The organism is Pseudonocardia sp. ZF1, assembly GCF_056835605.1.
This window is the reverse complement of the sequence record NZ_JAJNBY010000001.1, coordinates 294265-320245: the sequence shown is the minus strand read 5'-3', so window position 1 is coordinate 320245 and position 25981 is coordinate 294265. Positions and strand designations below refer to the sequence as shown.

Annotated in this window: 28 protein-coding genes and 1 tRNA gene; 16 read left to right on the top strand and 13 right to left on the bottom strand. The window is 74.6% G+C overall.

Features of this window, described 5'->3' with window-relative positions; translation table 11 throughout:
- Positions 1 to 233: 233 nt before the first annotated feature.
- From ZF1_RS01630 to ZF1_RS01600, 7 genes are all read right to left on the bottom strand, one after another.
- Positions 234 to 704 carry a (2Fe-2S)-binding protein gene (locus ZF1_RS01630; protein ID WP_465876957.1) on the bottom strand — a complete coding sequence of 157 codons (471 nt, stop codon included), beginning with the start codon at positions 702 to 704 and terminating at the stop codon, positions 234 to 236.
- 10 nt (positions 705 to 714) lie between these two features.
- The gene (locus ZF1_RS01625) at positions 715 to 3039 is read right to left on the bottom strand and encodes a molybdopterin cofactor-binding domain-containing protein (protein WP_482636333.1); all 2325 of its coding nucleotides are present in this window, start codon (positions 3037 to 3039) and stop codon (positions 715 to 717) included.
- 250 nt (positions 3040 to 3289) lie between these two features.
- Positions 3290 to 3676: a hypothetical protein gene (locus ZF1_RS01620; protein ID WP_157818418.1), complete on the bottom strand. Its 387-nt coding sequence runs from the start codon at positions 3674 to 3676 to the stop codon at positions 3290 to 3292.
- Between the two features lie 112 nt (positions 3677 to 3788).
- Positions 3789 to 4412: a maleylpyruvate isomerase family mycothiol-dependent enzyme gene (locus ZF1_RS01615; protein ID WP_482636332.1), complete on the bottom strand. Its 624-nt coding sequence runs from the start codon at positions 4410 to 4412 to the stop codon at positions 3789 to 3791.
- Positions 4413 to 4536: 124 nt separating this feature from the next.
- A tRNA-Ser gene (locus ZF1_RS01610) sits at positions 4537 to 4621 on the bottom strand.
- A 21-nt stretch (positions 4622 to 4642) separates the two neighbouring features.
- The gene (locus ZF1_RS01605; protein ID WP_253068987.1) at positions 4643 to 5116 is read right to left on the bottom strand and encodes a nucleoside deaminase; all 474 of its coding nucleotides are present in this window, start codon (positions 5114 to 5116) and stop codon (positions 4643 to 4645) included.
- 1 nt (position 5117) lies between these two features.
- A complete protein-coding gene (locus tag ZF1_RS01600; RefSeq protein WP_174525539.1) occupies positions 5118 to 5633 on the bottom strand; it encodes a tRNA adenosine deaminase-associated protein in 516 nt (171 codons plus the stop codon).
- Positions 5634 to 5742: 109 nt separating this feature from the next.
- On the opposite strand from ZF1_RS01600, the gene ZF1_RS01595 reads away from it, so the two are divergent.
- Positions 5743 to 6954: a M20 metallopeptidase family protein gene (locus tag ZF1_RS01595; protein WP_482636331.1), complete on the top strand. Its 1212-nt coding sequence runs from the start codon at positions 5743 to 5745 to the stop codon at positions 6952 to 6954.
- A 55-nt stretch (positions 6955 to 7009) separates the two neighbouring features.
- Here the strand turns inward: ZF1_RS01595 and ZF1_RS01590 are convergent, their stop codons facing one another.
- Positions 7010 to 7159: a hypothetical protein gene (locus tag ZF1_RS01590; RefSeq protein WP_157818417.1), complete on the bottom strand. Its 150-nt coding sequence runs from the start codon at positions 7157 to 7159 to the stop codon at positions 7010 to 7012.
- A gap of 323 nt (positions 7160 to 7482) precedes the next feature.
- Between ZF1_RS01590 and ZF1_RS01585 the strand changes: the two genes are divergently transcribed.
- From ZF1_RS01585 to ZF1_RS01570, 4 genes are all read left to right on the top strand, one after another.
- Positions 7483 to 8889, top strand: a complete 1407-nt coding sequence (locus ZF1_RS01585; RefSeq protein WP_482636330.1) for an MFS transporter — start codon at positions 7483 to 7485, stop codon at positions 8887 to 8889.
- Positions 8890 to 8931: 42 nt separating this feature from the next.
- The gene (locus tag ZF1_RS01580) at positions 8932 to 10230 is read left to right on the top strand and encodes an amidase (RefSeq protein ID WP_482636329.1); all 1299 of its coding nucleotides are present in this window, start codon (positions 8932 to 8934) and stop codon (positions 10228 to 10230) included.
- Positions 10227 to 10790: a hypothetical protein gene (locus ZF1_RS01575; protein WP_073575728.1), complete on the top strand. Its 564-nt coding sequence runs from the start codon at positions 10227 to 10229 to the stop codon at positions 10788 to 10790. Before ZF1_RS01580 ends, ZF1_RS01575 begins: the two co-directional genes overlap by 4 nt.
- A 130-nt stretch (positions 10791 to 10920) precedes the next feature.
- Entirely contained in the window at positions 10921 to 11865 is a 945-nt protein-coding gene (locus ZF1_RS01570) for a prephenate dehydrogenase (protein WP_346106351.1), read from the top strand.
- Here ZF1_RS01570 and ZF1_RS01565 read toward each other — a convergent pair.
- Both ZF1_RS01565 and ligD read right to left on the bottom strand, forming a co-directional pair.
- Entirely contained in the window at positions 11862 to 12485 is a 624-nt protein-coding gene (locus tag ZF1_RS01565; RefSeq protein ID WP_251783125.1) for a putative glycolipid-binding domain-containing protein, read from the bottom strand. The two genes, ZF1_RS01570 and ZF1_RS01565, sit on opposite strands and share 4 nt — an antisense overlap.
- A 52-nt stretch (positions 12486 to 12537) precedes the next feature.
- Positions 12538 to 13452 (bottom strand): non-homologous end-joining DNA ligase, encoded by a 915-nt coding sequence (ligD, locus tag ZF1_RS01560; protein WP_482638664.1) that lies wholly within the window; start codon positions 13450 to 13452, stop codon positions 12538 to 12540.
- Positions 13453 to 13504: 52 nt separating this feature from the next.
- Between ligD and ku the strand changes: the two genes are divergently transcribed.
- Positions 13505 to 14470, top strand: a complete 966-nt coding sequence (ku, locus tag ZF1_RS01555; RefSeq protein ID WP_482636328.1) for a non-homologous end joining protein Ku — start codon at positions 13505 to 13507, stop codon at positions 14468 to 14470.
- Positions 14471 to 14479: 9 nt separating this feature from the next.
- On the opposite strand, the gene ZF1_RS01550 is transcribed toward ku, so the two are convergent.
- Positions 14480 to 15820 (bottom strand): LCP family protein, encoded by a 1341-nt coding sequence (locus ZF1_RS01550; protein WP_405420247.1) that lies wholly within the window; start codon positions 15818 to 15820, stop codon positions 14480 to 14482.
- 149 nt (positions 15821 to 15969) lie between these two features.
- On the opposite strand from ZF1_RS01550, the gene ZF1_RS01545 reads away from it, so the two are divergent.
- From ZF1_RS01545 to ZF1_RS01510, 8 genes are all read left to right on the top strand, one after another.
- A complete protein-coding gene (locus ZF1_RS01545) occupies positions 15970 to 16821 on the top strand; it encodes a nucleoside phosphorylase (RefSeq protein WP_405420249.1) in 852 nt (283 codons plus the stop codon).
- An 11-nt stretch (positions 16822 to 16832) separates the two neighbouring features.
- A complete protein-coding gene (locus ZF1_RS01540; protein WP_253069532.1) occupies positions 16833 to 17891 on the top strand; it encodes an NAD-dependent epimerase/dehydratase family protein in 1059 nt (352 codons plus the stop codon).
- 78 nt (positions 17892 to 17969) lie between these two features.
- The gene (locus ZF1_RS01535) at positions 17970 to 18617 is read left to right on the top strand and encodes a glycosyltransferase family 2 protein (protein ID WP_073575722.1); all 648 of its coding nucleotides are present in this window, start codon (positions 17970 to 17972) and stop codon (positions 18615 to 18617) included.
- Positions 18614 to 19303, top strand: coding sequence for a TIGR04282 family arsenosugar biosynthesis glycosyltransferase (locus tag ZF1_RS01530; RefSeq protein WP_482636327.1), 690 nt, complete (start codon positions 18614 to 18616; stop codon positions 19301 to 19303). Before ZF1_RS01535 ends, ZF1_RS01530 begins: the two co-directional genes overlap by 4 nt.
- Positions 19300 to 19923: a methyltransferase domain-containing protein gene (locus ZF1_RS01525; RefSeq protein WP_253069312.1), complete on the top strand. Its 624-nt coding sequence runs from the start codon at positions 19300 to 19302 to the stop codon at positions 19921 to 19923. The genes ZF1_RS01530 and ZF1_RS01525 overlap by 4 nt, the downstream gene beginning before the upstream one ends.
- Positions 19920 to 21176 (top strand): molybdopterin-dependent oxidoreductase, encoded by a 1257-nt coding sequence (locus ZF1_RS01520; RefSeq protein ID WP_482636326.1) that lies wholly within the window; start codon positions 19920 to 19922, stop codon positions 21174 to 21176. Before ZF1_RS01525 ends, ZF1_RS01520 begins: the two co-directional genes overlap by 4 nt.
- Positions 21160 to 21600, top strand: a complete 441-nt coding sequence (locus ZF1_RS01515; RefSeq protein WP_062399489.1) for a hypothetical protein — start codon at positions 21160 to 21162, stop codon at positions 21598 to 21600. The genes ZF1_RS01520 and ZF1_RS01515 overlap by 17 nt, the downstream gene beginning before the upstream one ends.
- Positions 21597 to 21965 (top strand): PH domain-containing protein, encoded by a 369-nt coding sequence (locus ZF1_RS01510; RefSeq protein ID WP_062399487.1) that lies wholly within the window; start codon positions 21597 to 21599, stop codon positions 21963 to 21965. Before ZF1_RS01515 ends, ZF1_RS01510 begins: the two co-directional genes overlap by 4 nt.
- 7 nt (positions 21966 to 21972) lie before the next feature.
- Here the strand turns inward: ZF1_RS01510 and hepT are convergent, their stop codons facing one another.
- Both hepT and ZF1_RS01500 read right to left on the bottom strand, forming a co-directional pair.
- On the bottom strand, positions 21973 to 22392 hold the full coding sequence (gene hepT / locus ZF1_RS01505; RefSeq protein WP_482636325.1) for a type VII toxin-antitoxin system HepT family RNase toxin: 420 nt from the start codon (positions 22390 to 22392) through the stop codon (positions 21973 to 21975).
- Positions 22389 to 22787, bottom strand: coding sequence for a nucleotidyltransferase family protein (locus ZF1_RS01500; RefSeq protein ID WP_482636324.1), 399 nt, complete (start codon positions 22785 to 22787; stop codon positions 22389 to 22391). The genes hepT and ZF1_RS01500 overlap by 4 nt, the downstream gene beginning before the upstream one ends.
- Positions 22788 to 22867: 80 nt before the next feature.
- Between ZF1_RS01500 and ZF1_RS01495 the strand changes: the two genes are divergently transcribed.
- Positions 22868 to 24151 (top strand): geranylgeranyl reductase family protein, encoded by a 1284-nt coding sequence (locus tag ZF1_RS01495; protein ID WP_251783131.1) that lies wholly within the window; start codon positions 22868 to 22870, stop codon positions 24149 to 24151.
- Positions 24152 to 24668: 517 nt separating this feature from the next.
- Positions 24669 to 25910, top strand: coding sequence for a serine/threonine-protein kinase (locus tag ZF1_RS01490; protein WP_482636323.1), 1242 nt, complete (start codon positions 24669 to 24671; stop codon positions 25908 to 25910).
- The last annotated feature ends 71 nt before the right edge of the window (positions 25911 to 25981 follow it).

Here is a 25981-nt window from a genome sequence, read left to right as displayed (position 1 = left end):
TCGGACTGTCGGAGATCCAATGATTCGCAGGTCAACGACCTGGCGTTCAGGGTCCCCTTACCCGCAGATGCGGATGACTTGCCGCCACAAGTTCCGCAGGATGGGGTTGCTATACCGCCGAGTAGACCACTCGTACGGGTGATCCGGTGGAGAGCACCCGAACCGGGACCCGGGTGTCGACCGAAGGGGCTGCGCCCGCCGCCCGGGTCCCCGGTGCGGCGGGCGCATGGTCGTCACATGTTGTCGGCGCCGGCCTTGATCGCCTCGCGGATGCGGTTGTAGGTGCCACACCGGCAGATGTTGCGGATCTCGTCCAGGGCGTCGTCGTCGATCGAACGGCCCTCGGCCGCACACCGCTTGACCAGGTCGATAGCGGCCATGATCTGACCGGGCTGGCAGTAGCCGCACTGGGCGACGTCGTTGTCGATCCAGGCCTGCTGCATCGGATGCAGCTCCTCGCCCTTCGCCAGACCCTCGATCGTCGTGATCGCGTCCGACTCCGAGAGGGCGCCCACCGGCACCGAGCACGGGTTGAACGCCTTGCCGTTGATGTGGCTGGTGCAGGCCTTGCAGACGTTGATCCCGCAGCCGTACTTCGGCCCCGTCACGCCCAGCAGATCCCGCAGGACCCACAGGACCCGGACGTCGTCCTCGACGTCGACGGTGACCTTCTCACCGTTGACCGTGAAGGTGTGGGAAGGCATGTCAGTCTCCTCAGCGGACGAAGTCGAGGCCGTTGGTCGGCGACGGCGGGATCGGCGGCTCGGTCGGGTACGGCTCGAACGGCAGCGGCTCGTGGTGCAGGATCGGGAAGTGGTCCGGTACCCGGCCGGTGGCGCGCGCGTAGGCGTTCGCGATCGCCCCGCAGGTCGGGGCGACGCCGAACTCGCCGGCCCCACCGGGCTCCGGCCGGCCGTTGTCGACCAGGTGGACCTGCAGGTCGAGCGGGGTGTTCCACTGCCGGGTGTAGAAGTAGTTGTCCCAGCTCGCCTCGAGGAAGTGACCGTCGACCAGGTGCAGGCTTGAGGTCAGCGTCATCGCGATCGCGTCGTTGATCCCGCCCATGATCTGGGCCTTGAAGCCGAGCGGGTTGATGACCAGACCGCCGTCGACGGCGAAGACCGCCTTGGTCACCCGCGGGCCGGTCCGCGCCTGGCGGACCTTCCGGTCCACGGTCTGCGGGCGGCAGTCGATCTCGACCAGGCAGGCGGCGAAGCCCTTGTACTCGACGTGGAACCCGATCCCCTGCGCCGTGCCGTCGGGCATCGACCGGCCCCAGTCGCCCTCCTCGGCGACTTTGTCGAGCACGGCGCGCATCGCGTCGTTGCGGAGGAACTCGCGGCGGAACTCGTAGGAGTCCTTGCCCATCTTCTCCGCGATGCGGTCGACGATCAGGTCGCGGGCGGTGCAGACGTCGGGGGAGTACACGTTGCGCATCGAGCCGGTGTTGAACTGCATGTCGACCTCGTTGAGCACACGGGTCTGGGCGCCGAAGTCGTAGGGCGTGGCCTGGGTCAGCTCCCAGATCGCCTCCGCGACCGAGAGCTGGCCCAGCGGTGCCTTCGCGGCGGCCGCGGTGACGGCGTCGCCGAAGCCGTGCCCGAAGTCGCAGCTCACACCGGTGTGCCGCTGCTCGAAGCTGACGACGGACTCGCCGGCGACGACCGCCCGGATCCGGGAGGTCGCCATCGGGTGCACCCGGCCCTGGCGGGAGTCGTCGGCGCGCGACCAGATCAGCTTGACCGGCTTGCCGAGCTTCTGGGAGATCTCGGCGGCCTCCTTGGCCGCGTCGCCGAAGAGGCGACGGCCGAACGAGCCGCCGCCCGGGACGATGTGGATGGTGACCGCGTTGACCGGCAGCCCAAGCTGCTCGGCGATGTCGTGCTGCACGGTGATCGGGATCTTCAGCGAGGTCCAGATCTCGCACCGGCCGTCCCGGACGTCGGCGATCGCGGTGTTGGTCTCCAGCGCCGAGCTGCTGCGGAAGTAGAAGGTGAAGTCGCCCTCGACGGTCTCCCCCGGCACCGACGGGACCGCCAGCGGCAGCTCGGCCGCCCGTACCTTCTGCAGCACGGACTCGTCGTTCTCGCCCTCGACGGTGCCCGCGTCCCAGCGCACGCGCAGCGCGTTCGCACCGTCGACGGCCTGGCCGTAGGTGTGTGCCCGCACGGCGACGCCGGTGGCGCACTCGACGACGTCGGTGACGCCCGGCATGGAGCGCACCTCGTCGGCGTTGGCGACCGAGACCGGGGCGCAGTTCAGGTTCGGGCCGCGGCAGATCACCGTCGGCAGCGCGTCGGGGATCTTCATGTCGGCGATGAACTGCTTGCGGCCGGTGACGATGTCGCGGGCCTGCGCGTTGCGCCGGTCGGTCCCGATGACCGTGAACTCCTCGCGCGGCTTGAGCACCACCTCCACCGAGCGGGTGGCGTCGACGGCCGCGGCCTCGGTGAGCTCCCCGAACGGGATCGCGCTGCCCCCGGCACCGGTGATGAGCCCGGCGCGGCTGGTGAGGGTGCCCACGTCCTGCTGGAGGAGGGCGGCGGCCGCGTCGAGCAGCCGGCCCTTCGCGATCGCCGCGGCGACCCGGATCGGGGTGTAGGTCGAGAACGTCGTGCTGGAGCCGCCGGTGAGCTGGTTGAACACCAGCTCCGGGCGCGAGTCGGCCAGGGTGACCGTCACCTGGTCCGGGTCGAGGTCCATCTCCTCGGCGATGATCATCGCGGTCGAGGTGATGATCCCCTGCCCGTTGTCCGACCGCGGGAGCTGGAACGACACCGTGCCGTCCCGGTTCACCTCCACCCGGATCAGGGCCGAGGTCGGCCGGGAGGAGTCGCGGACGGCGTCGAGCAGGTCGTAGGTGTCGGCGACCTGGGGCGGCGACGGGATCGCGGCGGCCGAGGCCCCCGGCGGGGCGAACAGCTGCTGGCGGCCGATCTCCGCCGCAACGACGAGGGTGGGGGCCGCGACCAGGTAGCCGAGGAATCGGCGACGGCTGACATCGCGGCGTTCGGTGCGTGCACGTGTCGGGGCAGACATCGTTGTCCTCTCCTTCGCTCCGTGGCCCGGGGGGAGCGGCCGGCGGAGTCCGTTGGAGAGCGGAACGAGAGGGCAGTGGTCGTGATGCGCTCGGCGATGTGACCCACGGAACCCACTGAGATCCGCACAACGCCGATAATCGGGCCGGACATACCCGCAGATGCGGATGCGATGTGTCTCACAGGTCCGAATCAGGAGGTTGTGCGCTCGATATTCCGTTCACCTGTTCGAGCGAGCGTCGCTACCAACTTCAGTGGGTACGCCGACCGGCGCGCAGCAGCTTCACGAAGGTCCAGGGCAGGACGACCAGCGCACCCAGGACACCGACGATCCCGGCGACGACGATCGCCCAGTGCCCGGCACCCGGCTCCGGGGTCGCCACGAAGCCGGCGACCAGCACCAGCGCCGGGACGGCCACGATGCCCGGCCACACCAGGGTGCCGAGCCACTTCTCCCCGACCGTCCAGGAGCGACCGGTCCACAGCATCACGACACCGGCGAGCCAGCCGACGACGGGCAGTACGAAGCCGCCGAGCATCAGCATCAGGACGGTGAGGACGGGGTAGGCGTCCGGGTCGCCGGGGCGGGCGGGCTCCGGGGTCGCGTGGTCGTGCGGGGTGGTGGTCATCGTGGTCATCTCCAGCTCCTCGTGTCGGGGTGTGCACCCACTGTCGCGCCGGAGGGGGGTCGGCCACATCGGAGCCGGGAATGATCCACGCCGTCGGACCACGGTCGGAGACGGGACGCGCTCACTCCGCCCGCGCAAGTGCCTCCACCCCGGGACCGGTGAGCGCGTCGCCCCCCGGCGGCCGGCCCGAGATCGCGAGGAGCAGGGCCAGCGCGGTCCCCCGCACCTCCGGGCCGCTGCCGACCACCAGGCCGGTGTCGATGGCCGACAGGCGGAGGCCGGCGACGGTCTCGCGGGCACCCCCGAACGAGGTGGAGGTCCGGATCTGCAGCGCGAGCGCGCCGGCCACCGCCGCGGGGGCGTAGGTCCGGACGATCCCGAGCGGACGACGGACGTCCTCCCCGTGCACGACCATCTCGACCAGCCGGGTCGCGAGCGGGGCCGGCGGTGTCGCGGTCATCGGCACGCACTCCGCGAACCGGCGCAGGGTCTCCTCCGGCGTCGCACCGCGTGCGCGGGCGATCCCGTGCTCGTTCTGCCGGTCGAAGTCCATGCGCGCCCGCAGCATGCCGACGACGAACCGGCCCCGGGTCGTCCGGGCGGTGTCGACGAGGTGGGCCAGCACGTCGTGGACGGTCCACCCGGGACAGAGCGACGGCGTGTCCCACCGGTCGCCGGACACGTCCCGCAGGTCGGCGACGAGCGCGGCGCGCTCGGAGTGGACGAGCTTCCAGACCTCGGTCACGGTGGTCCTCCCGGGCGTCGCGCGGATGGTCGGCTGCTCCTGGGGACCCCCCGGCGGCCGTGGACTCATCGGCCCGACGACAGAGGGCCGGACCCCCGACTCGGGGATCCGGCCCTCCGACCAGCGGTAGCGGTGGGATTTGAACCCACGGAGGCGTGAACCTCACGCGCTTTCGAGGCGCGCTCCTTCGGCCGCTCGGACACGCTACCGCCGACAAGGTTACAAGAGGCTCAGTCGCGGTCGGTGCACGGGGTCCGGCCGAAGAACTCGCGCATCAGGGCGGCCGCCTCACCTGCGCGGACCCCGCCGACGACCTCGGGCCGGTGCGCGAGCCGCCGGTCGCGCAGCACGTCCCAGAGCGAGCCCGCGGCACCGGTCTTGGGCTCCCACGCCCCGAACACGACGCGCTCGACCCGGGCCAGCCCGATCGCGCCGGCGCACATCGTGCACGGTTCGACGGTGACGGCGAGGGTCGTCCCGGTCAGCCGCCACTCCCCCACGACGGCCGCGGCGGCGCGCAGGGCGAGCACCTCGGCGTGCGCGGTCGGGTCACCGGTGGCCTCACGGGCGTTGCAGGCCGCGGCGAGCTCGGTGCCGTCGGCGGCGAACACGACCGCGCCGATCGGGACGTCCCCGGTCGCCTCGGCGTCGCGCGCGACGTCGAGGGCACGGCCCAGCGCGAGCCGATCGGCCGGGCGGAACAACTCAGGAGCCGACGAGCTCGTCCAGCGCGGCGGCGAACCCGCAGCGGCGGGCGATGGTGTCCAGCTGCTCGTCGGGGTACAGCTCGAGGTCGGAGACGAGGATCTCCAGCTCGTCGGCGGGCAGGCCGAGGTCGGCCAGGATGCCGAGGTCGCCCTCCGGCCAGGCGTCGTCGAGGGCGTCGTCGTCCGGGGGGAGCTCGACGCGGAGCAGGTCGAGCACGTCCGCCGCGATGTCGTAGTCCAGCGCGGCGACGGCGTCGGAGATCAGCAGGCGTACCCCGCCCGCGGACGGGCGGAGGAGGACGAAGAACTCGTCGTCGACGTCGAGGAGGCCGAGCACCGCACCGGTGGAGCGCTGCGCGCGCAACGCGGTGATCGCCGCGTCGAGGTCCACGAGCGCTTCGGAGTCCAGCCGGACACAGCGCCAACGGCCCTCCTCCCGGATCGCGGCGACCGCGAATCCGGGCAGGGCGGCGCCCCGGGTGTCCGGGGCTGCCTCGACGCTCTGTGTGGCCACGCACCAACGGTACGTCGCTCCGGGGCTGTGAGTCACGCCACGACCAGGTACGCGTGGTCACACCGGGCCCGCGGGCGCCGGACGGGCTCCGGTCGGCGACGATCGGTCCATGCCCATCACGCCCGCCTCGGTCGCGGGGCTCCCCGGCGGCCTGCTCGAGGCCGCCCGCGTCCTGCAGCCGCGGACGGTCGCGCTGCGCCGGGAGCTGCACCGGGCACCGGAGCTCGGACTGCACCTGCCCCGCACCCGGGACGCGGTCCTGCGGTCCCTCGACGGGCTGCCGCTGCGGATCCGCACGGGCGGGTCCTGCACCTCGGTCACCGCCGTCCTCGACGGCGACCGTCCCGGACCGACGGTGCTCCTGCGGGGCGACATGGACGCGCTGCCGCTGCCCGAGGACAGCGGACTGGACTTCGCCTCGGGCACCGACGGCGTCATGCACGCCTGCGGGCACGACACCCACACCGCCATGCTCGCCTCGGCCGCGCGCCTGCTCGCGGACCGGCGGGACCGGATCGCCGGCCGGGTGGTGTTCATGTTCCAGCCGGGCGAGGAGGGGTTCCACGGCGCCCGGCACATGATCGACGAGGGCGTGCTGGACGAGGACCCCGAGCTGGCCTACGCCCTGCACATCACCTCGACGGTGCCGACGGGGCAGCTCCACCACCGGCCGGGCCCGATCATGGCGGCCGCGGACGTGCTGCGGGTCCGGGTGACCGGCCGCGGCGGGCACGCCTCGGCCCCGCAGGACGCCTGCGACCCGGTCCCGGCCGCCGCGGCGATGGTCGGCGGCCTGCAGACCCTGCTGACCCGCCGGGTCGGGCCGCAGGAGTCCGCGGTCCTCACGGTGTCCCGGATCGAGGCGGGCACCACCGACAACGTCATCCCGGAGACCGCGGAGCTGACCGGGACACTGCGGACGTTGTCGCAGCCGGTGCGCACGCTGCTGCACCGGGCGGTCACCGAGCACTGCCGGCACACCGCGCTGGCCTACGGCTGCACGGCCGAGGCCGAGATCGTCCCGGGCTACCCCGTCACCCGCAACGACGACCGCGCGACCGCCGGGCTGGTGCGCGTCGCGGAGAAGGTGCTCGGCCGCGGCGCCTGCGTGGCGATGCCGGACCCGCTGATGGGGTCGGAGGACTTCTCCTACGTGCTGGACCGGGTGCCGGGCTCGCTGGCGTTCCTGGGGGCGCGGCCGCCGTCGGTCGACCCGGCCCTCGCCCCGCCGAACCACTCGAACCGGGTGGTGTTCGACGAGGCCGCGTTCCCGGCGGGGGTCGCCGTGTACGCGGGACTCGCCCTGGCCGCGACGGGCTGAACGCGCGACGGCGCCGCACCCCCGGACGGGGACGCGGCGCCGTGCACGCGGACGCTCAGACGGTCTCCTCGACCTGCTCGGCCGGGGCCACGCGGCCGTAGCCCTTCCAGGTGCGCTGGGCGTAGGCGGCCAGCGCGGAGGTGACCGCCAGGCCCACCCCCGTGCTCGCGATGATCGACAGGAAGACGGCGTTCGACACAGCCATGACGGCTCCTCCTCACACGGGCACGCGCCGGGTCCGGTGACCGGGTCCGGATGACCCGGGCGGAGTCGCGACGCTTGCGAGTCCCACGGGCGCCACCTGCGCCCGCCGACCACGGTCCCACGTCGGAAAAGCGCTGTCCCGCCTGCGGAAGTACCGAATCGAATGACTCCGCTCACAGACACGTCGGTGCCTCATTCGGCATGGGGGGCGACGTCTCGTTAACGTCGAGGAGAACTGTTTGACGAAACGGACAGAACGCCACGGATCGACAGTTTCCCGACGAAAGCTTCATCCGTGGCGTGCGCTGTCGCCAGGGGGAACGCGTGGACGACACAGCAGAAGGGGCGGTCGACGGCGTCACCGTCACCGATCCCGCGACCATGCGGCGCGCTGTTGCGGCGGCCGCGGTCGGCAATATCACCGAATGGTTCGACTTCGGTGTCTACGGTTATCTGGCCACGACCATCGAGGCCGAATTCTTCCCACCCGGGCCGCTGTCCCAGGTGGCGGTGTTCGCGACGTTCGCGATCGCGTTCTTCTTCCGTCCGCTGGGCGGGCTGTTCTTCGGTCCGCTGGGCGACCGCATCGGCCGCACCAAGGTCCTGTCGATCACGGTCATCCTGATGGCGCTGGGCACGTTCCTGATCGGGCTCATCCCGTCCTACGCCTCGATCGGGCTGGCCGCGCCGATCCTGCTCGTCGCCGCCCGCGTCCTGCAGGGCTTCTCCACCGGCGGTGAGTACGCCGGCGCCATGACCTTCATCGCCGAGTACGCCCCCGACCGTCGTCGCGGGTACTTCGGCAGCTTCCTGGAGCTCGGCACGTTCGTCGGCTACGCACTCGGCGCCACCATCGCCTCGGTGCTGCCGCTGGTCCTCAGCGCCGAGTCCATGTCGAGCTGGGGCTGGCGGATCCCGTTCTTCGTCGCGCTGCCGCTGGGCATCGTCGGGGTGTACCTGCGGGTCAAGCTGGAGGAGACCCCGGCCTTCCAGACCCTGCTCTCGGAGTCCGAGGAGCGCGAGGGCACCCAGGTGAAGGACGGCCTCAAGCTGATCTTCACGAAGTACCTGCCGACCTTCGTCATGGTCGGTGGCGTCGTCGTCGCCTGGAACGTCACGAACTACATGCTGACCAGCTACATGCCGACCTATCTGGAGACCACGGTCGACCAGCACGGCGGCACCTCGATCGACTCCACGACGTCGTCGTGGCTGCAGATCGCGGTGCTGTGGCTGGCGGTGTTCATCATCCCGCTGCTCGGGCGGCTCTCCGACCGCACCGGGCGCAAGCCGATCATGTGGGTCGGCGCGGGCGGGCTGATCGTGCTCGGCATCCCGATGATCCTTCTGATGCAGGACGGGTCGGTGCCCGCGGTGTTCCTCGGCCTGCTGGTCATGGGGCTGCTGCTGATCTGCTTCTCGGCCACCGGGCCGTCGACGCTGCCGGCGCTGTTCCCGACACAGATCCGCTACGGCGGACTGTCGATCGCGTTCAACATCTTCGTGTCGGCGTTCGCCGGGACCGTGTCGCTGGTGATGTCGGCGCTCGTCCTGTCCACGGGCGACCTGCTGTGGCCCGGCTACTACCTGATCGCGGCGGGGGTCATCGGCGTCGTGACGCTGCTGTTCCTCCCCGAGACGGCGAACCGGCCGCTGCGGGACTCGCAGCCGTCGGCGGGGTCGGTGGAGGAGGCGCGCGAGATCGCGGCGACGATGCACGCCGCGCGCTGACCACCGGTTGTCGGAGTCGGGGAGCGACGGCACGCTGAGCGCGTGCTGCCGCTCCCCGATCTGTTGCGGGCCCTCGACTCCGGGGAGCTCTCCCCCTCCGAGCACGTCGACGACGTGTTGTCCCGGCTCGGGTCCGACACCACGAACTGCGTGGTCGCCCTCGACGCCGACCGCGCCCGCGAGCGCGCCGCCGAGCTGACCGCGCTGTCCGCCGCGGGACGACGGCTGGGCCCGCTGCACGGCGTCGCCGTGGGGATCAAGGACCTGGTCGACGTCACCGGGCTGCCGACCCGGTGCGGCTCGCGGCTGCTGGCCGACGCCGCCCCCGCGACCGCCGACGCACCGGTGGTGACGATGCTGCGGGCCGCGGGGGCCGTGGTCGTCGCGAAGCTCCACACCCACGAGTTCGCCTACGGCCCCACCGGCGACGTCGCCGCCACCGGCGCGGCCCGCAACCCGCACGACCCGGCCCGGATCACGGGCGGCTCGTCGTCCGGGTCCGCCGCGGCCGTCGCCGCCGGGCACCTCGCGCTGGCCGTCGGGACCGACACCGGGGCGAGCGTGCGCACCCCGGCCGCGCTGTGCGGCGTCGCCGGGCTGAAGCCGCGGCGCGGGGCCATCCCGGGCGAGCGGGTGTTCCCGCTCGCCGAGTCGTTCGACACGGTCGGGTTGCTGGCCGCCGACGCCGCCTCGCTCGCCGTCGCACGCACCGCGCTCGGGGAGCCCGGCGCGTCGGCCGCGGCGGTGCTGCCCCGGATCGGCGTCGCCGACGACGACTGGTGGCGCCCGCACGACCCGGTGATCGCCGACGCCGTCCGGGCCGCGGCGGACGCGCTCACCGCGCTCGGCGCACCCGTCGCCGCCCAGGACACCCCCGGCGTGGCCGAGCTCGCCGCCACCTACCCGGTGATCACCGGCGCGGAGGCCTATGCGACCCACCGGCGCTGGTTCGCCGAGCGCCGCGACGAGTACCAGCCCGCGACGGCCGCCCGGCTCGCCCGGCACGCGGAGGCGCCGGCGCACCTGTACGTCGACGCCCGGCGCGAGCGCCGCCGGGTCGGGCGCGCCCTGCTCGACCGGCTCGGGGCCTCCTGCGACGTGCTGCTCTGCCCCACCACCCGGCTGCGGGCCACGCCGATCGGCGCGACCGAGCACGACGGGGTGCCGGTGCTGCCGTCGATGCTGCAGCTGACCTCGCCGTTCAACCTGCTCGACCGGCCCGTCGTCGCGCTGCCGGTCCCGGTGCCGGGGCTGCCCGCGGGGGTGCAGCTGGTGGGGATCACCGTCGGGGAGGACGTGCTGCTGGGGCTGGCGCGGGCGTTGGAGAGGGCGTTGCGGTGATCCTCCCGGTGGCGGTGGCGCGCGGGGTCGCCGCGGGCGAGGTCGACCGCGTGTACCGCCGCTGGGCGCGGTCGCGGGTGGCCGTGGGCTCGACGCTGCGCACCGCCGCCGGGGTGGTCGAGGTCGTCGCCGTCGACGAGGTGGACCCGGACCGCATCACCGACGACGACGCCCGCGCCGCGGGCGAGCCCTCCGCCGACCGGGTGCGCCGCGCGTTCCGCGGAACGCGGTCCGACCCGGTGTTCCGCATCGGGCTGCGCTTCGCCGGGGCCGACCCGCGGGAGTCGCTGCGGGACGCGACCGGGGACCTCGACGACGTCGTCGCGGCCCTGGACCGGATGGACCGCCGGTCGCGCCGGGGGCCCTGGACCCGGCCGACGCTGCGGCTGGTCGCCGAGCTGCCCGGCGTACGGGCCGCCGAGCTCGCCGAGCGGGCCGGGCGGGACACCCCGGCGTTCAAGCGCGACGTCCGCGCGCTCAAGGAGCTGGGCCTGACCGAGAGCCTGGAGGTCGGCTACCGGCTCTCCCCGCGCGGGGCCGCGCTGCTCGCCGGCCCATGATCACCGGTTGTGGAGTCCGGAGTGCGCTGTCCGTGCCTCTGCGCTCCACAACCGGTGATCACCGGGTCGGGCGGTGCGACGAGCGGAGTCCGCGCGGGGCCGGGAACCGCGGTCTCTACCCTCGTGACGCATGCGAGCGGTGTGCGTGCTGGGGACCGGACTGATCGGCGGGTCGCTGATGCGGGCCGCGGCCCGCGCCGGGCGTGAGGTGTGGGGCACCGCCGCGTCCGAGCCCACCGCGGCTGCCGGCGTCGCCGACGGGTTCGACGTCACCACCGACACCGACGCCGCGCTGGCCCGGGCCGCCGAGGCCGACGCGCTGGTCGTCGTGTGCGTCCCGCTGACCGCGCTGGAGGCGGTGCTGCGCCGCGTCGACGCGGTCGCCCCCACCTGCCGGCTCACCGACGCGGTGAGCGTGAAGGTGCCGGTCGCCGACGCGGTCGCCCAGTTCGCACCGCGCACCCGGTTCGTCGGCGGGCACCCGATGGCCGGCACCGCCGAGTCCGGCTGGCCCGCCGGGTCCGCGGACCTGTTCGCCGGCGCCGCCTGGGTGGTCGCCGCCGACGACGGCCTCGACGTCGAGGTGTGGCGCGACGTCGCCGAGCTGGCCTGGGACTGCGGGTCCCGGGTGGTGCCCGCGGCCGTCGACGAGCACGACGTCGCCGTCGCCCGGATCTCGCACCTGCCGCACCTGTTCGCCGCGGTGCTCGCCTCCGTCGGCGCCGGTGAGCAGGGCGACGACCTCGCCCTCGCCCTCTCCGCGAGCTCGTTCGCCGACGGCACCCGGGTCGCCGGGACCCGCCCCGAGCTGGTCCTGGCGATGTGCGAGGGCAACCGGGGCGCGCTGCTCGCCGCCGTCGACGACGCCCTGGGCAGGCTCGGCGCGATGCGCGGGGCGCTGGCCTCCACCGGTGGGCTGGCCGCGACCGTGCGCTCCGGGCACGAGGCGCGGATGCGGTGGGCCTCGACCCGCGAGCCGCTGGAGGTGCCGGTCGACCTCGGCGCACCGGACGTGTTCGCCGAGCTGCGCGAGCTCGGCCGCCGCGGCGACGTCGTCGAGCCGGTGAAGCGCTAGAGCGTCACCCGGGACGCGATGCCCGGGTAGTCGAGGACGAAGCCGTCGTCGTCGACGGTCATGTCGGCGGCGAACGAACCCGCGGCGAAGCCGACGACCGCGGGCGTGCCGGGCGACCCGGCCGTCACCGTGCGGTAGGTCTGCTCGGTGTTCTCCACGGTCAGTGTCGGGAGGTCGACGAACAGCATCGGCAGCACGTGCTCGGCGGGCTCACGGTGCAGGGCGAGGCGCCGGACCGGGAGCGCGTTGAACACCGGGCTGAAGGCGAGGTCGACGTCGCGGGCGCCGCCGAAGTGGCCCCGGCTGCCGCCGGAGCCGTCGTCGACCAGCCAGACGCCGTCGGTGCTGCGCGACAGCGTGAGCTGCTGCTCCCCCTCGGCGGTGGCGACGTCGACGGCGAGCCGCGACAGCGTCCCGTCGCCGGCGACGACGAGCCGGTAGGACGCGGTGAGCACCCCGCCCTCCCCGCCGCGGATGATCCGGCCGACGGCACGGAACCCGCCGCCGTTGGTCGTGATGCGCGCCGACTCCATGCCCGCGGCGCCGTCGGTCTCGGGGTCGGACCGCCAGGTCAGCATGACCGCCACGCGCGTCACCTCCGGGTCGTCGATGTCGGGCACACCGAACCACATCGCCGCGCGGACCACGCGAACGGGTGATGATCAGCCGTCCTCAGCGGGGCTCCCGGCGGACGTCGGCGGCGTCGACGTCGTCGCGGATCCCGCGGAAGACCGGCTGCCGCAGCCGGCCGGCCGCCGTCCACCCGAGGTGGGCGACCTCGGCGACGACCGTCGGGGAGCACCAGCGTGCGCCCGCGGCGTCGACCCGGGGCAGGACCCGCGCGAACGGCGACTCCGGTGCCCCGGTCAGCCGGGCGGCGAGCAGCTCCTGCACCACCGTCCCGGCCAGCCCGGACCCGACCCGGCCGGCGAACTCCAGCCCGTCCGGCCCGGGGACACCGAGCAGCAGCGCCCCGATCCGTCCCGCACCACCGGACCTCTCGGGTCTCCAGCCGCCCACCACACAGGACTGCGAGTGCCGGTGGGCGACCTTCACCCAGTCCGGGCTGCGCCGGCCCGGCCGGTACCGCGAGTCCGCCCGCTTGGCGACGACGCCCTCCAGCCCCCGCGACGCCGTCACCTCCAGCAGCGCGGCCCCGTCCGGGTAGAGCGGCGAGGTCTCGACGTGCGGGGTCGCGGACAGGTCGAGCCGTTCCAGGGTGGCCCGGCGCTCGGCCAGCGGGCGGTCGAGCAGCGGCACCCCGTACAGGCGCAGCACGTCGAACACCATGAACGTGACCGGGCGGCCGCCCGCGGGGCCGTGGATCCGGTGGGCGAGCGCGGCGAAGCTGGGGACACCACCGTCGAGCAGCACCACCTCGCCGTCGAGGAGCACGTCGGGGGCCAGGTCCACCAGACCGGCGAGTTCGGGGAAGTTCGCGGTGACATCGCGGCCGGAACGGGTACGCAGGCGCAGTGCCGGTTCGCCACCGCCGTCGGTGACCTCGGCCAGCACGCGCATGCCGTCCCACTTGACCTCGAACGACCAGCCGGCCCCGGTCGGCAGGGGTCCGGGGGTGGCGAGCATGGGCTGCACACCGTCATGCTGTCACTTCGGACGGCACGCGAGGGGGAACCGCATGCGCGCGATCTGGAGCGGGGCCGTGTCCTTCGGGCTGGTCAGCGTGCCGATCAAGGTCTATTCGGCGACGTCCAACCACGACGTCCGGTTCCACCAGGTGCACGGTGAGGACGGCGGCCGCATCCGCTACAAGCGGACCTGCGAGGTGTGCGGCGAGGAGGTCACCTACGCCGACATCGTGAAGGGCTTCGAGACCCCCGACGGCGAGCTGATCACCCTCGACGACTCCGACCTCGCGTCGCTGCCCGTGCGGACGGGGCACGAGATCGACGTCATCGAGTTCGTGCCGAACGACCAGATCGACCCGATGCTGTTCGACAAGAGCTACTACCTCGAGCCGGAGACCAAGGCCGCCAAGCCGTACGCGCTGCTGCGCGAGGCACTCGAGGAGACCGACCGCACCGCCGTGGTGAAGGTGGCGCTGCGCCAGCGCGAGACCCTCGCGCTGCTGCGGGTGCGCGGCAAGGCGATCGTGCTCCAGACCCTCATCTGGCAGGACGAGATCCGCGAGCCGGAGTTCGACATCCTCGACAACGAGGTCGACCTCAAGCCGCAGGAACTGAAGATGGCGTCGTCGCTGGTCGAGAGCATGGGCGCGGACTTCGACCCGTCGGAGTTCCACGACGAGTACCGCGACGCGATGGCCGACCTCATCGAGGCGAAGCGCTCCGACGGCAACGCCCGCCCGGCGCCCGCCGCGGAGGCCGCCGACGACGGCGGGGACTCGATGAGCGACCTGCTGTCGGCGCTGCAGGCCAGTGTGGACGCGGCCCGGTCGACGAAGTCGGACTCCGGGTCGGGGTCCGGTTCGGGGTCCGGGTCGGCGGAGAAGAAGACCCCGGCCCGGCGGTCGTCCTCCCGGACGAAGAAGACCGAGGAGAAGGACGCCGGGACCGGCACCGACGACGCGAAGCCCGCGAAGCCGGCCACCACACGTCGGCGGTCGACGAAGAAGACCGCCTGACCGGCGCCCTCAGGGGCCGAAGCTGGACTCCGGCGGCGCCTGGTCGTTCTGCAGGGCGCCGAACAGCGCCTGGGCCCGGGTGCGGTCCCAGCGCAGGTTCGACCCGCCCGCGCTGCCGCCGATCGGGACGGTCGTCTGCACGCCGTCGCCGCCGGAGACGCCCTTCATCCCCCAGGCCAGGCCGGCGAGGTTCCAGATGTGGTCGGAGTCGTCGACGGTGATGGTGCCGGTCACCGCGGACGCCAGCGGGACCATCCGGAACGGGTTGATCAGCGTGAGCGGGCTGGTGGCCCTGCCCAGCAGCGCGGAGAGGAACTCGCGCTGGCGCTGGACGCGGTCGAAGTCCGAGCCGGGCGTCGCGCGGGTGCGGACGTAGCCGAGCGCGGTCGTCCCGTCCAGCTCCTGGCAGCCCGCCTGGATGTCGAGGCCCGCCTTCGGGTCGTCGATGGCGCGGGGGACGCACATGTCCACCCCGCCGACCGCGTCGACCGCGCCGACGAACCCGCCGAAGCCGACTTCGACGTAGTGGTCGATACGCAGGCCGGTCGCGGCCTCGACGGTCTCGACGAGCAGCTCCGGGCCGCCGAACGCGAACGCCGCGTTGACCTTGTTGCTGCCGTTCCCGGGGATCGGGAGGTACGAGTCGCGCGGGATGGAGACGAGCACGCTGCCGGAGCTGCCCGTGTGCAGCAGCATGATCGTGTCGGTGCGCTGGCCCGCCGCGTCACCGGTGGCGAGGCGTTCCTCGTCCTCGGCGGAGAGTCCCTCGCGGCTGTCCGATCCCACGATCAGGTAGTTCGTCCCCGACGACGACGCCTGGGAGTCCGCGGGCAGTGCCTGCACCCGGGTCATGTTCTGGTCGAGGTAGACGCCGAACCCGACGAACGCGACCAGCAGCAGGATCAGCACGGCCTTCCAGCGCCCGCGGGTGGCACGGCGGACGCGGCGCCAGTCCGGCATCGACGGGCCGCGGGTGACCCGGCCGTCGCGGGGGGCCTGCGACGCGGGATGCACCCCGGCCCCCGCTCCCCCGGCTCCGGAACCGGCGGGACGCGGCATGACCGGACCACGCGGCGGCGCGGCGGCCCGGGTCGGTGGCGGCGCCCCGGCGGCCCGGCCGGGCGGCGGCTTGCGCAGCGGTCCGCGGCCCCCGCGCGACGGCGGGGTCCCGGGCGGCTGCTGCGGCGGGGACGGCGGCGGGAGCGGACGGCCACCGTGTCCGGGGAGCGGGTTGCGGGGCTGGTTCGTCCAGCCGGGGCTGCCGGGCCGCGCGGGACGGCCGCCGCGCGGCGGCTCGCCCTGCGGCGGACGCCCGCCCGCGGGGGGCGGGCCGCGGAAGTCTCCGGCCATGCCTGTGCCACCCTCCGATCGGCCCGGATCCTGGGCATCCGTGGCCGACGATACTGCGCGCCGTCGTCCCCGGGACGCCGGGCGAGAGGGTCACCCCGCCCACCAGCGGTGTTCCACCCGACCGGGTGCGCGGGGGATGATCGTCGACGATGGACCTCCCCCTGCACGAGGACGACCTGGACGCCGAGGGCGTGATCCGGGCGTCGGCGATCACCCCGCTCCGCCCGGACATGCCGGCCGCGGCGGTGCTGTGCTGGTTCCCCGAGGTCGTCGAGGACCTCGGGACCCGCTCCGAGACGGTGACCGTGCTGCGCAGCGAGCTCGGCCGCAGCCCGGTGTGGCGCACGACCGGGCCCGGCGGGACACCGGTCGCGGTGCTGCACCCCGGCGTCGGCGCGCCGCTGGCGGCGATGTTCCTGGAGCACCTCGCGGCGCTGGGCGTCCGCACCGTCGTCGGGGTCGGCGGGGCCGGGGCGCTGCGGCACGAGCTGACGCTGGGGCACGCCGTCGTCCTGGGCAGCGCGCTGCGCGACGAGGGCACCTCGTTCCACTACCAGCCGCCGTCGCGGACGATCGACGCCGACCCGGACGGTGTCGACGCGGTGGTCCGGGTGCTCGACGGCGCCGGGGTGCCGCACGTCGTCGGGCGGTGCTGGACCACCGACGCCGTGTTCCGGGAGACCCCGGCGCGGGTCGCGCGGCGCCGCGACGAGGGCTGCGCGGTGGTCGACATGGAGGCGTCCGCGCTGGTCGCGGCCGCGCGCCGGATCGGGGTCGGCTACGGCCAGGTGTTCCTCGCCGCGGACTCGCTCGCCGGGCCGGAGTGGGAGCACCGCGGCTGGACCAGTGCCCGCGAGGCCCGGGCGGGCCTGTTCGGCCTGGCGCTGGCCGCGGCCGAGACCTGGGACGGGAGCCGCGGCTCCGGGGCCGGACCACGCGACGACCCGGCCGGCGCCGCGGACGGGGACGGGCGGTGGGCGGGCGGGACCGGTACGCCCTAGCGTCTGCGGGCATGCGCGTCCTCGTCACCGGCGGTGCCGGATTCATCGGGTCCCACGTCGCCGACCGCTTCGTCGCGGACGGCCACGAGGTCGTCCTGTTCGACGCACTGCTGCCGCAGGCGCACGGCGGCGAGGCCCCGGAGCTGGACCACGAGCTGGTCCGCGGCGACGTGCGCGACGCCGACACCCTGTCCCGGCTCCTGCCGGGGGTGGACGCGGTCTGCCACCAGGCCGCCATGGTCGGGCACGGTGTCTCCCCCGCCGACGCCCCCGACTACGCCTCCCACAACGACCTCGGCACCGCGGTGCTGCTGGCGCAGATGCACGCCGCGAAGGTGGACCGGCTCGTGCTGGCCGGGTCGATGGTCGTCTACGGGGAGGGCCGCTACGACTGCCCCGACCACGGCGTCGTCCGGCCCGGGCCGCGTGCGCTCGACGACATCGACGCCGGACGCTACGAGCCCCGCTGCCCGGAGTGCGGCAAGGACCTCGAGTCCGGCCTCGTCCCGGAGTCCGCGCCGGTCGACCCGCGCAGCACCTACGCCGCCACCAAGCTCGCCCAGGAGCACCTCGCGAGCGCCTGGGCCCGCCAGACCGGCGGGACGGTGTGGTCGCTGCGCTACCACAACGTCTACGGCCCGCGGATGCCCCGCGACACCCCGTACGCGGGCGTCGCGTCGATCTTCCGGTCCGCGCTGGAGCGCGGTGAGGCGCCGCGGGTGATGGAGGACGGCCGGCAGCGCCGGGACTTCGTGCACGTCACCGACGTCGCGGCCGCCAACGCCGCCGCACTCGTCGCCGACCCGGAGCCGACCGGCTTCGGCGCCGCGAACGTCTGCTCCGGCGAGCCGCACACCATCGGCGACCTCGCCGCCGAGCTGGCCCGCGCGATGGACGGCCCCGAGCCCGAGATCATCGGCGGCGCCCGGCCCGGCGACGTGCGCCACGTCGTCGCCGATCCGGCCTACGCGGCGGCCCGGCTGGGCTTCCGCGCCCGGACCACCTTCGCCGACGGGGTGACGGCGTTCGCGACCGACCCGCTCCGTTCACCGATCACCACGAACCGCTGAGGGGCGCCGTTCGAACCTCCTGCGGGACCCTCCCGCATTCGGCGGGCGGTGGACCGGCGGAGAGGTGAAGATCGCGACGTGCACCCGGAGATCGTGCTGCCGTGCCTCGACGAGGCGGAGGCGCTGCCGTATGTCCTGAAGCGGATGCCCGACGACTGGCCGGTGATCGTCGTCGACAACGGGTCGACCGACGACACCGCGGCCGTCGCGCGCGGGCACGGGGCGCGGGTGGTCGTCGAACCGCGTCGCGGCTACGGCGCGGCCGTGCACGCCGGGCTGGAGGCGGCCAGCGGTGAGCTCGTGGCCTTCCTCGACGGCGACGGCTCCCTCGACGCCGACGTGCTGCCCGGCATGGCCGAGACCGTCGCGTCCGGCCGCGCCGACATCGCCGTCGGACGGCGGGTCCCCGACACGGTCGGTGTGTGGCCCTGGCACGCCCGCGCGGCGAACGCGGTGATCGCCGGGATGCTGCGGACCCGGGGGGTCCCGGTGCACGACATCGCCCCGATCCGGGTCGCACGCCGGCAGGCGCTGCTGGACCTGCGGATCGAGGACCGGGCGTTCGGCTACCCGCTGGAGCTGCTGCTGCGGGCGGGCCGGGCGGGCTGGCGGTTCGACGAGATCCCGGTCGCCTACTCCCGGCGTGCCGGCGGGCGGTCCAAGGTCTCCGGCTCGGTCAAGGGCACCGTCCGGGCCGGGCGCGACATGATCCGGCTGCTGCGATGACCGGCCCCGTCACCACCGTCGTCCTCGCGAAGGCACCCGAGCCGGGCCGGGTCAAGACGAGGCTGTGCCCGCCCGCGACGCCCGAGCTCGCCGCGGCGATCGCCTCGGCGGCGCTGCTCGACACCCTCGACGCCGCCGCCGGGGTGGCCGGGGACACCGTCGTCGCGCTGACCGGGGACCGGGCCGCCGCCGTCGGCGCGGCCGATCTGGCCGCCGCGCTGGACGGGCTCGCCGTCGTCACGCAGCGCGGGGAGGGGCTCGCCGCGCGGATCGCCGCCGCGCACGCCGACGCCGCCGCGCTGCACCCGGGCCGCCCCACCCTGCAGGTCGGGATGGACACCCCGCAGGCCACGGCCGAGCTGCTGTCCCACTGTGCGGACCGGCTCGCCGAACCGGGTGTGGACGCCGTCCTCGGCCCCGCGACCGACGGCGGCTGGTGGGTGCTGGGCCTGCGCGACCCGCTCGCCGCCGCCGCGCTGCACGGCGTGCCGATGTCGACCGCCGAGACCGGCGACCGGACGCTGGACGCGCTGCGGGCCGCCGGCCTGCGGGTGGCCCTCACCGGGCCGCTGACCGACGTCGACACGGGGGCGGAGGCCGTCGCCGTCGCCGCGCAGGTCCCGGGGAGCCGCTTCGCCCGCGCCGTCGCCGAGCTCAGGCTGCGATGTCCGGAGGTGTCGGTGTGACCGTGACCGCCGAGGGCTTCGACATGCCGTTGTCCGGCGCCCCCTCCCGCCTGCTCTGCGACGACGGCACCGAGATCGCGCTGGACGTCGGCCGCTGGGCCGACGCCGCCGGTGGCTGCGACGACTGGCTGCTGCGCCACTGCGCGGGCCCCACACTCGACCTCGGCTGCGGGCCCGGCCGGCTGCTCGTCGCGCTCGCCGCGCGCGGGATCGCCGCCCTCGGCGTCGACGGTTCCGCCGTCTCCCGGGTCCTGTGCCGCCGCCGCAGCGTCGCGATGGTCCAGGCCGACCTGTTCGGCCCGCTGCCCGGCGAGGGCAGCTGGTCCCACGTGCTGCTAGCCGACGGCAACATCGGCATCGGCGGCGACCCGGTCGCCCTGCTCACCCGCGCCGCGCGGCTGCTCGCCCACGGCGGGACGGTGCTGGTGGAGGCCGACCCGCGCCCCGAACACGCGTGGCGCGGTACCGCCCGGGTGCTGTGCGGCAGCGGTGCGGGCGAGCCGATCCCGTGGGCCGCGCAGGGCGCGGTGCCCCTCGCCGTGACGGCCGGGCGGGCCGGTCTGCGGGTGACCGACGTGCACCTCGGCGCCCGGGTGTTCCTGGAGCTGACCGGGCCGTGAGGCGCGTGGTGCGGTGGCGCAGCCCGATCCGGGGCCCCTGGCTGACCTCGATGTTCGCGCTGCCACTGCTGGTCGGGCTCCCCGTCGTGGCGTTCACCGGGCTGCTCGACCGGCTCGCCTACGGCCGGGAACAGGCCATCCCGGCCGCCGACGCCGTCGGCGGACTGCAGCTGCCGTGGTGGGACTGGCCCGCGTCACCGGCCTGGCTGTTCCGGCTCACCGAGGGCCTGCACGTCGGGCTCGGGATCGTGCTGGTGCCGCTGGTCCTGGCGAAGCTGTGGTCGGTCATCCCGAAGCTGTTCACCGCACCCGAACGCAACCCGGTGACGTTCCTGGAACGGCTGTCACTGGTGCTGCTGGTCGGCTCGATCCTGTTCCTGATCGTCACCGGCCTGCTGAACGTCCAGTACGACTACGTCTTCGGCTTCTCGTTCTACGACGGCCACTACGCCGCGGCCTGGGTGTTCCTGGCCTCGTTCGCGCTGCACGTGGTCACGAAGCTCCCGACGATGGTCCGGTCGCTGCGGGGCCGATCGCTGCGCACCGAGCTGGCCACGCCGCTCGCCGCCACCCGGCCCGAGCCGGCACACCCGCTGGTCGCGCCCGACCCGGACCCCCCGACGATGTCGCGGCGCGGCGCGCTCGCCCTGGTCGGCGGCGGGATGCTCTTCGTCGCGGCACTGACCGTCGGCCAGTTCACCGACCGGCTCCGGTCGACGGCGCTGCTGCTGCCCCGCGGCCGGACGACGGCGCCCGACAGCACCGAGCGGGGCGGCCCGAACGGCTTCCCGGTCAACCGCACGTTCGTCGCGTCCGGCATCGCCCCGGCCGCGGTCGGGAGCGCCTGGACGCTGACCCTGACCGGCGGCACGGCACCGGTGGTGCTCGACCGGGCGGCGCTGGCCGCGCTGCCGCAGCACACCGCGGAGCTGCCGATCGCCTGCGTCGAGGGCTGGTCGACCGCGCAGGTGTGGACGGGGGTGCGGCTGACCGACCTGGCCCGCGCCGCGGGCGTGACCGACCCGGAGACCGCGGAGGTGCGGTCGGTCGAGGTGGGGAGTCCGTTCGCCCGCTCGCTGCTCAACCGCGGCCAGACGCTGTCGCCGGACTCGCTGCTCGCGCTGCGGGTCAACGGCGCCGAGCTGTCACCCGACCACGGGTACCCGGCGCGGCTGATCGTCCCGGCGCTCCCCGGGGTGCACAACACCAAGTGGGTCGCGACGATCGGGTTCTCCCGTGCTGCTCCTCGGTAGCCGCCTGCTCGCCGCCCTCGGCTGCTTCGCGCTCGCCGGGTGGGCGGTGTACGCGATCGTCGGCGGGTCCCCGGACCTGGTCACGATGGCCTGGTGGTTCGCCGGCGCGGTCCTGCTGCACGACCTCGTGCTGTTCCCGCTCTACGCCGCCGGGGACCGGCTGCTGCTGCTCGCGCTGCCCCGCACCCGGGTGCCGCTGGTCAACCACGTGCGGATCCCGGTGCTCGGCTCCGGGCTCGCGCTGCTGATGTTCCTGCCCGGGATCATCCGGCAGGGCGCGCTGAGCACGCTGAACGCGACCGGGCTGGACCAGGAGCCCTACCGGATGCGGTGGGTGTGGCTGACCGTCGTGCTGTTCGCCGTCTCCGCGCTGGTCTGGACGGTGCGGACACTGCTCGCCCGCCGGGCAGTATCGGAGCCATGAGCGAACCCGTCTTCGACAAGCGCGACCAGCTCGACAAGGTCGCCGCCGGCCTGCTGGAGGGCGAGCGGATCATCGCCGTCTACGACGCGATCGGCGCCGGCACCGGCTTCCTCGGCCTCACCGACCTGCGGGCGGTCCTGCAGGACAACTCCTTCGTCGGCAAGCGCACCGCGATCACCTCGATCCCCTACGGCCGGATCTCCTCGGTGTCGTTCGTCGCCGACCGGAACCTGCTGGGCCGGTTCGCGAGCTCCAGCCAGATCGCGATCACCGTCGGGGCGGCCGTGCACGAGGTGGCCTTCCGCGGCGACGACAAGGCCCGCCACGCCCACGACGTGATCCTCTGGCACCTGACCCGGTCGTGACCGGAGTTCACGCGTCGCGCAGCGCCGCCAGGAACGCGAGCAGGTCGGCAGGGCCCTGCGAAGCGATGGTGTGGACCCGGCGCAGGTCGAGCTCGCCGTAGGCGTGGACCAGTAGGTTGCGGAACGCGGCCGCCCTGGCCAGCCGGTCCGCCAGTCCGGTCTCGACGACGCCGTGCCTCCCGAGCAGGCGGAACGCGTCACCGTAGGTGGGCGGCGAGCCGAGCCCCGATGTGACGCAGACCGACACCGCCATGTCGATGACGACCTGGATGGCCTGCCACAGGTGCAGGACGACGGCGTCGGTCGCGTCGGTCATCGGGGCCAGCCCGTCCGGGTCCGACGGCAGCCGGTCCCGCACACGGTCGAGGTGCCGGCGGACCGTCGCCGCGCGCTCGGCGAGCAGTTCCGGCCGGATCGCCCCGCTCACCGCCCGAGCCCCGCGAGGACGTCCTGCTGAGCACACCGGATCACGGGACCGGCGTCGCACCAGAAGCGGGTGGCCTCCAGCACGAAGTCGCGATACGCGTCGCCGGACGTGTACAGGGCGACGCCGTCGCGGGCTGCCTCGTACCGGAGCAGCGCGGTGGCCCGGTCGAGGTCGACGAGGTCGACGGCGTCCGTACCCAGCGCCGACGCGACCGCGTCGAGCAGCGTGGCCGGGTCGGCGTCGCCGCGATAGCCCAGGTCCCAGTCCGACCCGGCATGCTCCTGACCGCGGCTGCGCGACCCGTGCAGGAGCAGGAGCGTCAGTCCCGGTACCCGGGCCGCCACCACCCGGACGGCGTCGAGCCGGGCCGGGTCCTGTGTCTGCGGTCCGATCACGGGTGCCACGGTAGCGGCCCCGGTCGTGACCGGGGGCACGCTCGGCGGCGGCCGCCCGGCCGGGTTGCGACACTGGGGTCATGAGCACCGGCCCCGTCCCGCCCGCCACCACTCCGGACTCCACCGACGTGCTCGTCGTCGGGGCGGGACCGGCCGGGTCGGCGGCGGCGGCGTGGGCGGCCCGGCACGGGCTCGACGTCGTCCTCGCCGACTCCGCCACCTTCCCCCGCGACAAGGCCTGCGGTGACGGGCTGACCCCGCGCGCGATCGCCGAGCTGGGGCACCTGGGCCTCGGTGGCTGGGTCGACTCGCACGGCACCAACCAGGGGCTGCGCGCGCACGGGTTCGGGCAGGTCCTGGAGCTGCCGTGGCCGGGCGGGTCGCTGCCGGCGCACGGCTCGGCGATCCCGCGCACCGAGCTCGACGCGGGCATCCGCCGGGTCGCCCTGGAGGCCGGCGCGACCCCGATGGAGGGCGCCAAGGCCGTCGACGTGACGTTCGCCGGGGGCCGGGTCGACTCCGTGCTGTTCGACGACGGCCGCTCCGTCCGGTGCCGCAGACTCGTCGTCGCCGACGGGGCGCGCTCCACGCTCGGGCGGGTGCTGGGCCGGGAGTGGCACCAGGACACCGCCTACGGCGTCGCCGCCCGTGGCTACGTCAGCTCCGGCCGGCACGACGACCCGTGGATCAGCTCGCACCTGGAGCTGCGTGGCGAGGCCGACGAGGTCCTGGCCGGGTACGGCTGGCTGTTCCCGCTGAACGACGGCCGGGTCAACATCGGCGTCGGCACCCTGGCCACCGACCGGCGCCCGGCGAACATCAAGCTGCGCGGCCTGATCGACCACTACGCGAACGCGCGCCGCGCCGAGTGGGAGCTCGGCCCGGAGGTCGAGCTGGTCCGCTCCGCGCTGCTGCCGATGGGCGGGGCGGTGTCCGGCGTCGCCGGGCCGAACTGGGCGCTGGTCGGCGACGCGGCGGGCTGCGTGAACCCGCTCAACGGGGAGGGCATCGACTACGGCCTGGAGACCGGCCGGCTGGTCGCGGAGCTGCTCGCGTCGGGCGCCGACCTGGACCGCGCCTGGCCCGCGACCCTGCGCTCGCACTACGGCCTGGCGTTCTCGATCGCGCGGCGGCTCGCCGGGCTCATCACGATCCCGCGGCTGCTGCCGCTGGCCGGGCCGGTCGGGATGCGGTCGCGGGCGCTGATGACCGTCGCGCTGCGGGTGATGGGCAACCTCGTGACCGACGAGGACCGCGACCTGACCGCCCGTGCCTGGCGGGCCGCCGGGAAGCTGTCGGTCCGTCTCGACGACCGGCCCCCGTTCCCCGCGGCCGACCTGCGCACACCGGTCACGGCGCGCTGAGGGCTCCGGGGCGGGAGGATCACCGGGTGGTGGCAGCGTGCCGTCCACCGGGGTGACCGGTTCTGGACGGTACGGTCGCCGCCAGGAGGTCCGCCACGACGGCGGACGGCCGGTGCACGCGCCCGCGGCCCGGCTGTACCAGCAGACCGGGAGGGCCCGTGACCCGCGGCGACGATCCGGAGCGCACCCGCAGGGATGCATCCGACCCGTGGCGGACGGGGAACCGCCGGCAGCGGCCGCCGGGCGGCCCCGGGCCCGACCCCACCCGTCGCGTCGGCGGGGCCCGGCCCGCGCCGCGCCGCGCCGACGACGACCCGGCGACCCGCAGCAACGCGCCGGACGCCACCCGCCGGGTCGGCCCGCCCCCGGCCCCGGCCGCCCGGGCCCCGGTGGACCCGGTGCCCCCGCGGACGGCACCCGGCGCCTCGGGCCCGGAGAGGCCCCGACCCACCACCTCGGCGCCCCGCCGACCGCCGCCCACGGCGCGCCGCGCCCGTCGCGCCCGGACGCGACCCGGATGATGCCCGCCCCCATCACCGAGCCCGAGCTGCTCGGCGGCCGGTACCGGCTGGAGGGGCTGCTCGGCCAGGGCGGGATGTCCGACGTGCACCGGGCCACCGACACCCGGCTCAACCGGCCGGTCGCGGTGAAGATCTTCGGTGCCGCCGACGACCCGAGTGCCGACCAGCGCTTCGAGCAGGAGGCGCAGGTCATGGCGAACCTGCGCCACCCCGGGCTGGTCGCGGTGCACGACTTCGCCGTCGAGGCCGACCGCGCCTACCTGGTCATGGAGCTCGTCGACGGGCCCACGCTCAAGGACGTCATCGCCCGCGAGGACCTGCCGCCCGAGGACATCCGCCGGATCGGCACCGAGGTCGCCCAGACCCTGGCCTACGTCCACTCGCAGGGCGTCACGCACCGCGACATCAAGCCGTCGAACATCCTCGTCGACTCCGACGGCCGGGCCCGGCTCGCCGACTTCGGCATCGCCGCCCTGCTCGGCGCCGACGGCCACACCGCGGCCGGCGAGATCATCGGGACGCCGGCGTACCTGTCGCCCGAGCAGGTCCAGGGCCGACCGGTCGGGCCGCCGACCGACGTGTACGCGCTCGGCCTCGTGCTGCTGGAGGCCTGGACCGGGCGGCAGGAGTACCAGGGCCAGGGGCTGCAGGGCGCCGCCGAGCGCGTGAACCGCGCCCCGGTGGTGCCCGCGGACGTACCCGAACCGGTGCGGACGGCGATCGACCGGTCCACCGCGACCGACCCGCAGCGACGCCCGGACGCCCGCCGCGTCGCCGAGATCCTCTCCGAGCCGGCCGCCGTCGCTCCGCCGGTCGTCGCGCCGGAGCCGGAGCCCGAACCGCGTGACCTCGGCTCGTCGGGGATCGGCAAGTGGATCGCGATCGGCGCGCTCGTCGTCGCGCTGCTGGTGCTGCTCCTCGGGTTCCTGCTGTTCGGCAACGGCGACTCCGACACCCAGGCCCCGCCGACCACCGAGACCAGCGCACCGCCCACCACCGAGACGACGACCGAGGCCCCGACAAGCGAGAACGACGGCGGCATCCAGCTGCCGAGCAACATCCCGGGTCTGCCGTCGGGTCTGCCCTCTCTCCCGTCGAACCTGCCGTCGCTGCCGAGCGAGCTGCCGTCGCTGCCGTCGCTGCCGTCGAACCTGCCCGATCCCGGCCAGATCGGTCAGGACGCGCAGGGTTTCTGGGAGTCGATCCAGCGCTGGTGGTCCGGGATCACCGGGAACTGACGTGACCCGTCCGACCCGGTGCGGCGCGCGCCGGGCCGGGCGGGGACCATCGGAGGTGACACGGGCGCGGT

Excerpts from the sequence above, each read along its gene's own strand:
- ZF1_RS01490 (WP_482636323.1), top strand. The coding sequence starts at position 24,669 with ATGATGCCCGCCCCCATCACCGAGCCCGAGCTGCTCGGCGGCCGGTAC.
- ZF1_RS01630 (WP_465876957.1), bottom strand. The coding sequence starts at position 704 with ATGCCTTCCCACACCTTCACGGTCAACGGTGAGAAGGTCACCGTCGAC.
- ku (WP_482636328.1), top strand. The coding sequence starts at position 13,505 with ATGCGCGCGATCTGGAGCGGGGCCGTGTCCTTCGGGCTGGTCAGCGTG.
- ZF1_RS01530 (WP_482636327.1), top strand. The coding sequence starts at position 18,614 with ATGACCGGCCCCGTCACCACCGTCGTCCTCGCGAAGGCACCCGAGCCG.
- ZF1_RS01540 (WP_253069532.1), top strand. The coding sequence starts at position 16,833 with ATGCGCGTCCTCGTCACCGGCGGTGCCGGATTCATCGGGTCCCACGTC.
- ZF1_RS01545 (WP_405420249.1), top strand. The coding sequence starts at position 15,970 with ATGGACCTCCCCCTGCACGAGGACGACCTGGACGCCGAGGGCGTGATC.
- ZF1_RS01590 (WP_157818417.1), bottom strand. The coding sequence starts at position 7,159 with ATGGCTGTGTCGAACGCCGTCTTCCTGTCGATCATCGCGAGCACGGGG.
- ZF1_RS01495 (WP_251783131.1), top strand. The coding sequence starts at position 22,868 with ATGAGCACCGGCCCCGTCCCGCCCGCCACCACTCCGGACTCCACCGAC.
- ZF1_RS01510 (WP_062399487.1), top strand. The coding sequence starts at position 21,597 with ATGAGCGAACCCGTCTTCGACAAGCGCGACCAGCTCGACAAGGTCGCC.
- ZF1_RS01550 (WP_405420247.1), bottom strand. The coding sequence starts at position 15,820 with ATGGCCGGAGACTTCCGCGGCCCGCCCCCCGCGGGCGGGCGTCCGCCG.
- ZF1_RS01570 (WP_346106351.1), top strand. The coding sequence starts at position 10,921 with ATGCGAGCGGTGTGCGTGCTGGGGACCGGACTGATCGGCGGGTCGCTG.
- ZF1_RS01620 (WP_157818418.1), bottom strand. The coding sequence starts at position 3,676 with ATGACCACGATGACCACCACCCCGCACGACCACGCGACCCCGGAGCCC.
- ZF1_RS01595 (WP_482636331.1), top strand. The coding sequence starts at position 5,743 with ATGCCCATCACGCCCGCCTCGGTCGCGGGGCTCCCCGGCGGCCTGCTC.
- ZF1_RS01625 (WP_482636333.1), bottom strand. The coding sequence starts at position 3,039 with ATGTCTGCCCCGACACGTGCACGCACCGAACGCCGCGATGTCAGCCGT.
- ligD (WP_482638664.1), bottom strand. The coding sequence starts at position 13,452 with ATGCTCGCCACCCCCGGACCCCTGCCGACCGGGGCCGGCTGGTCGTTC.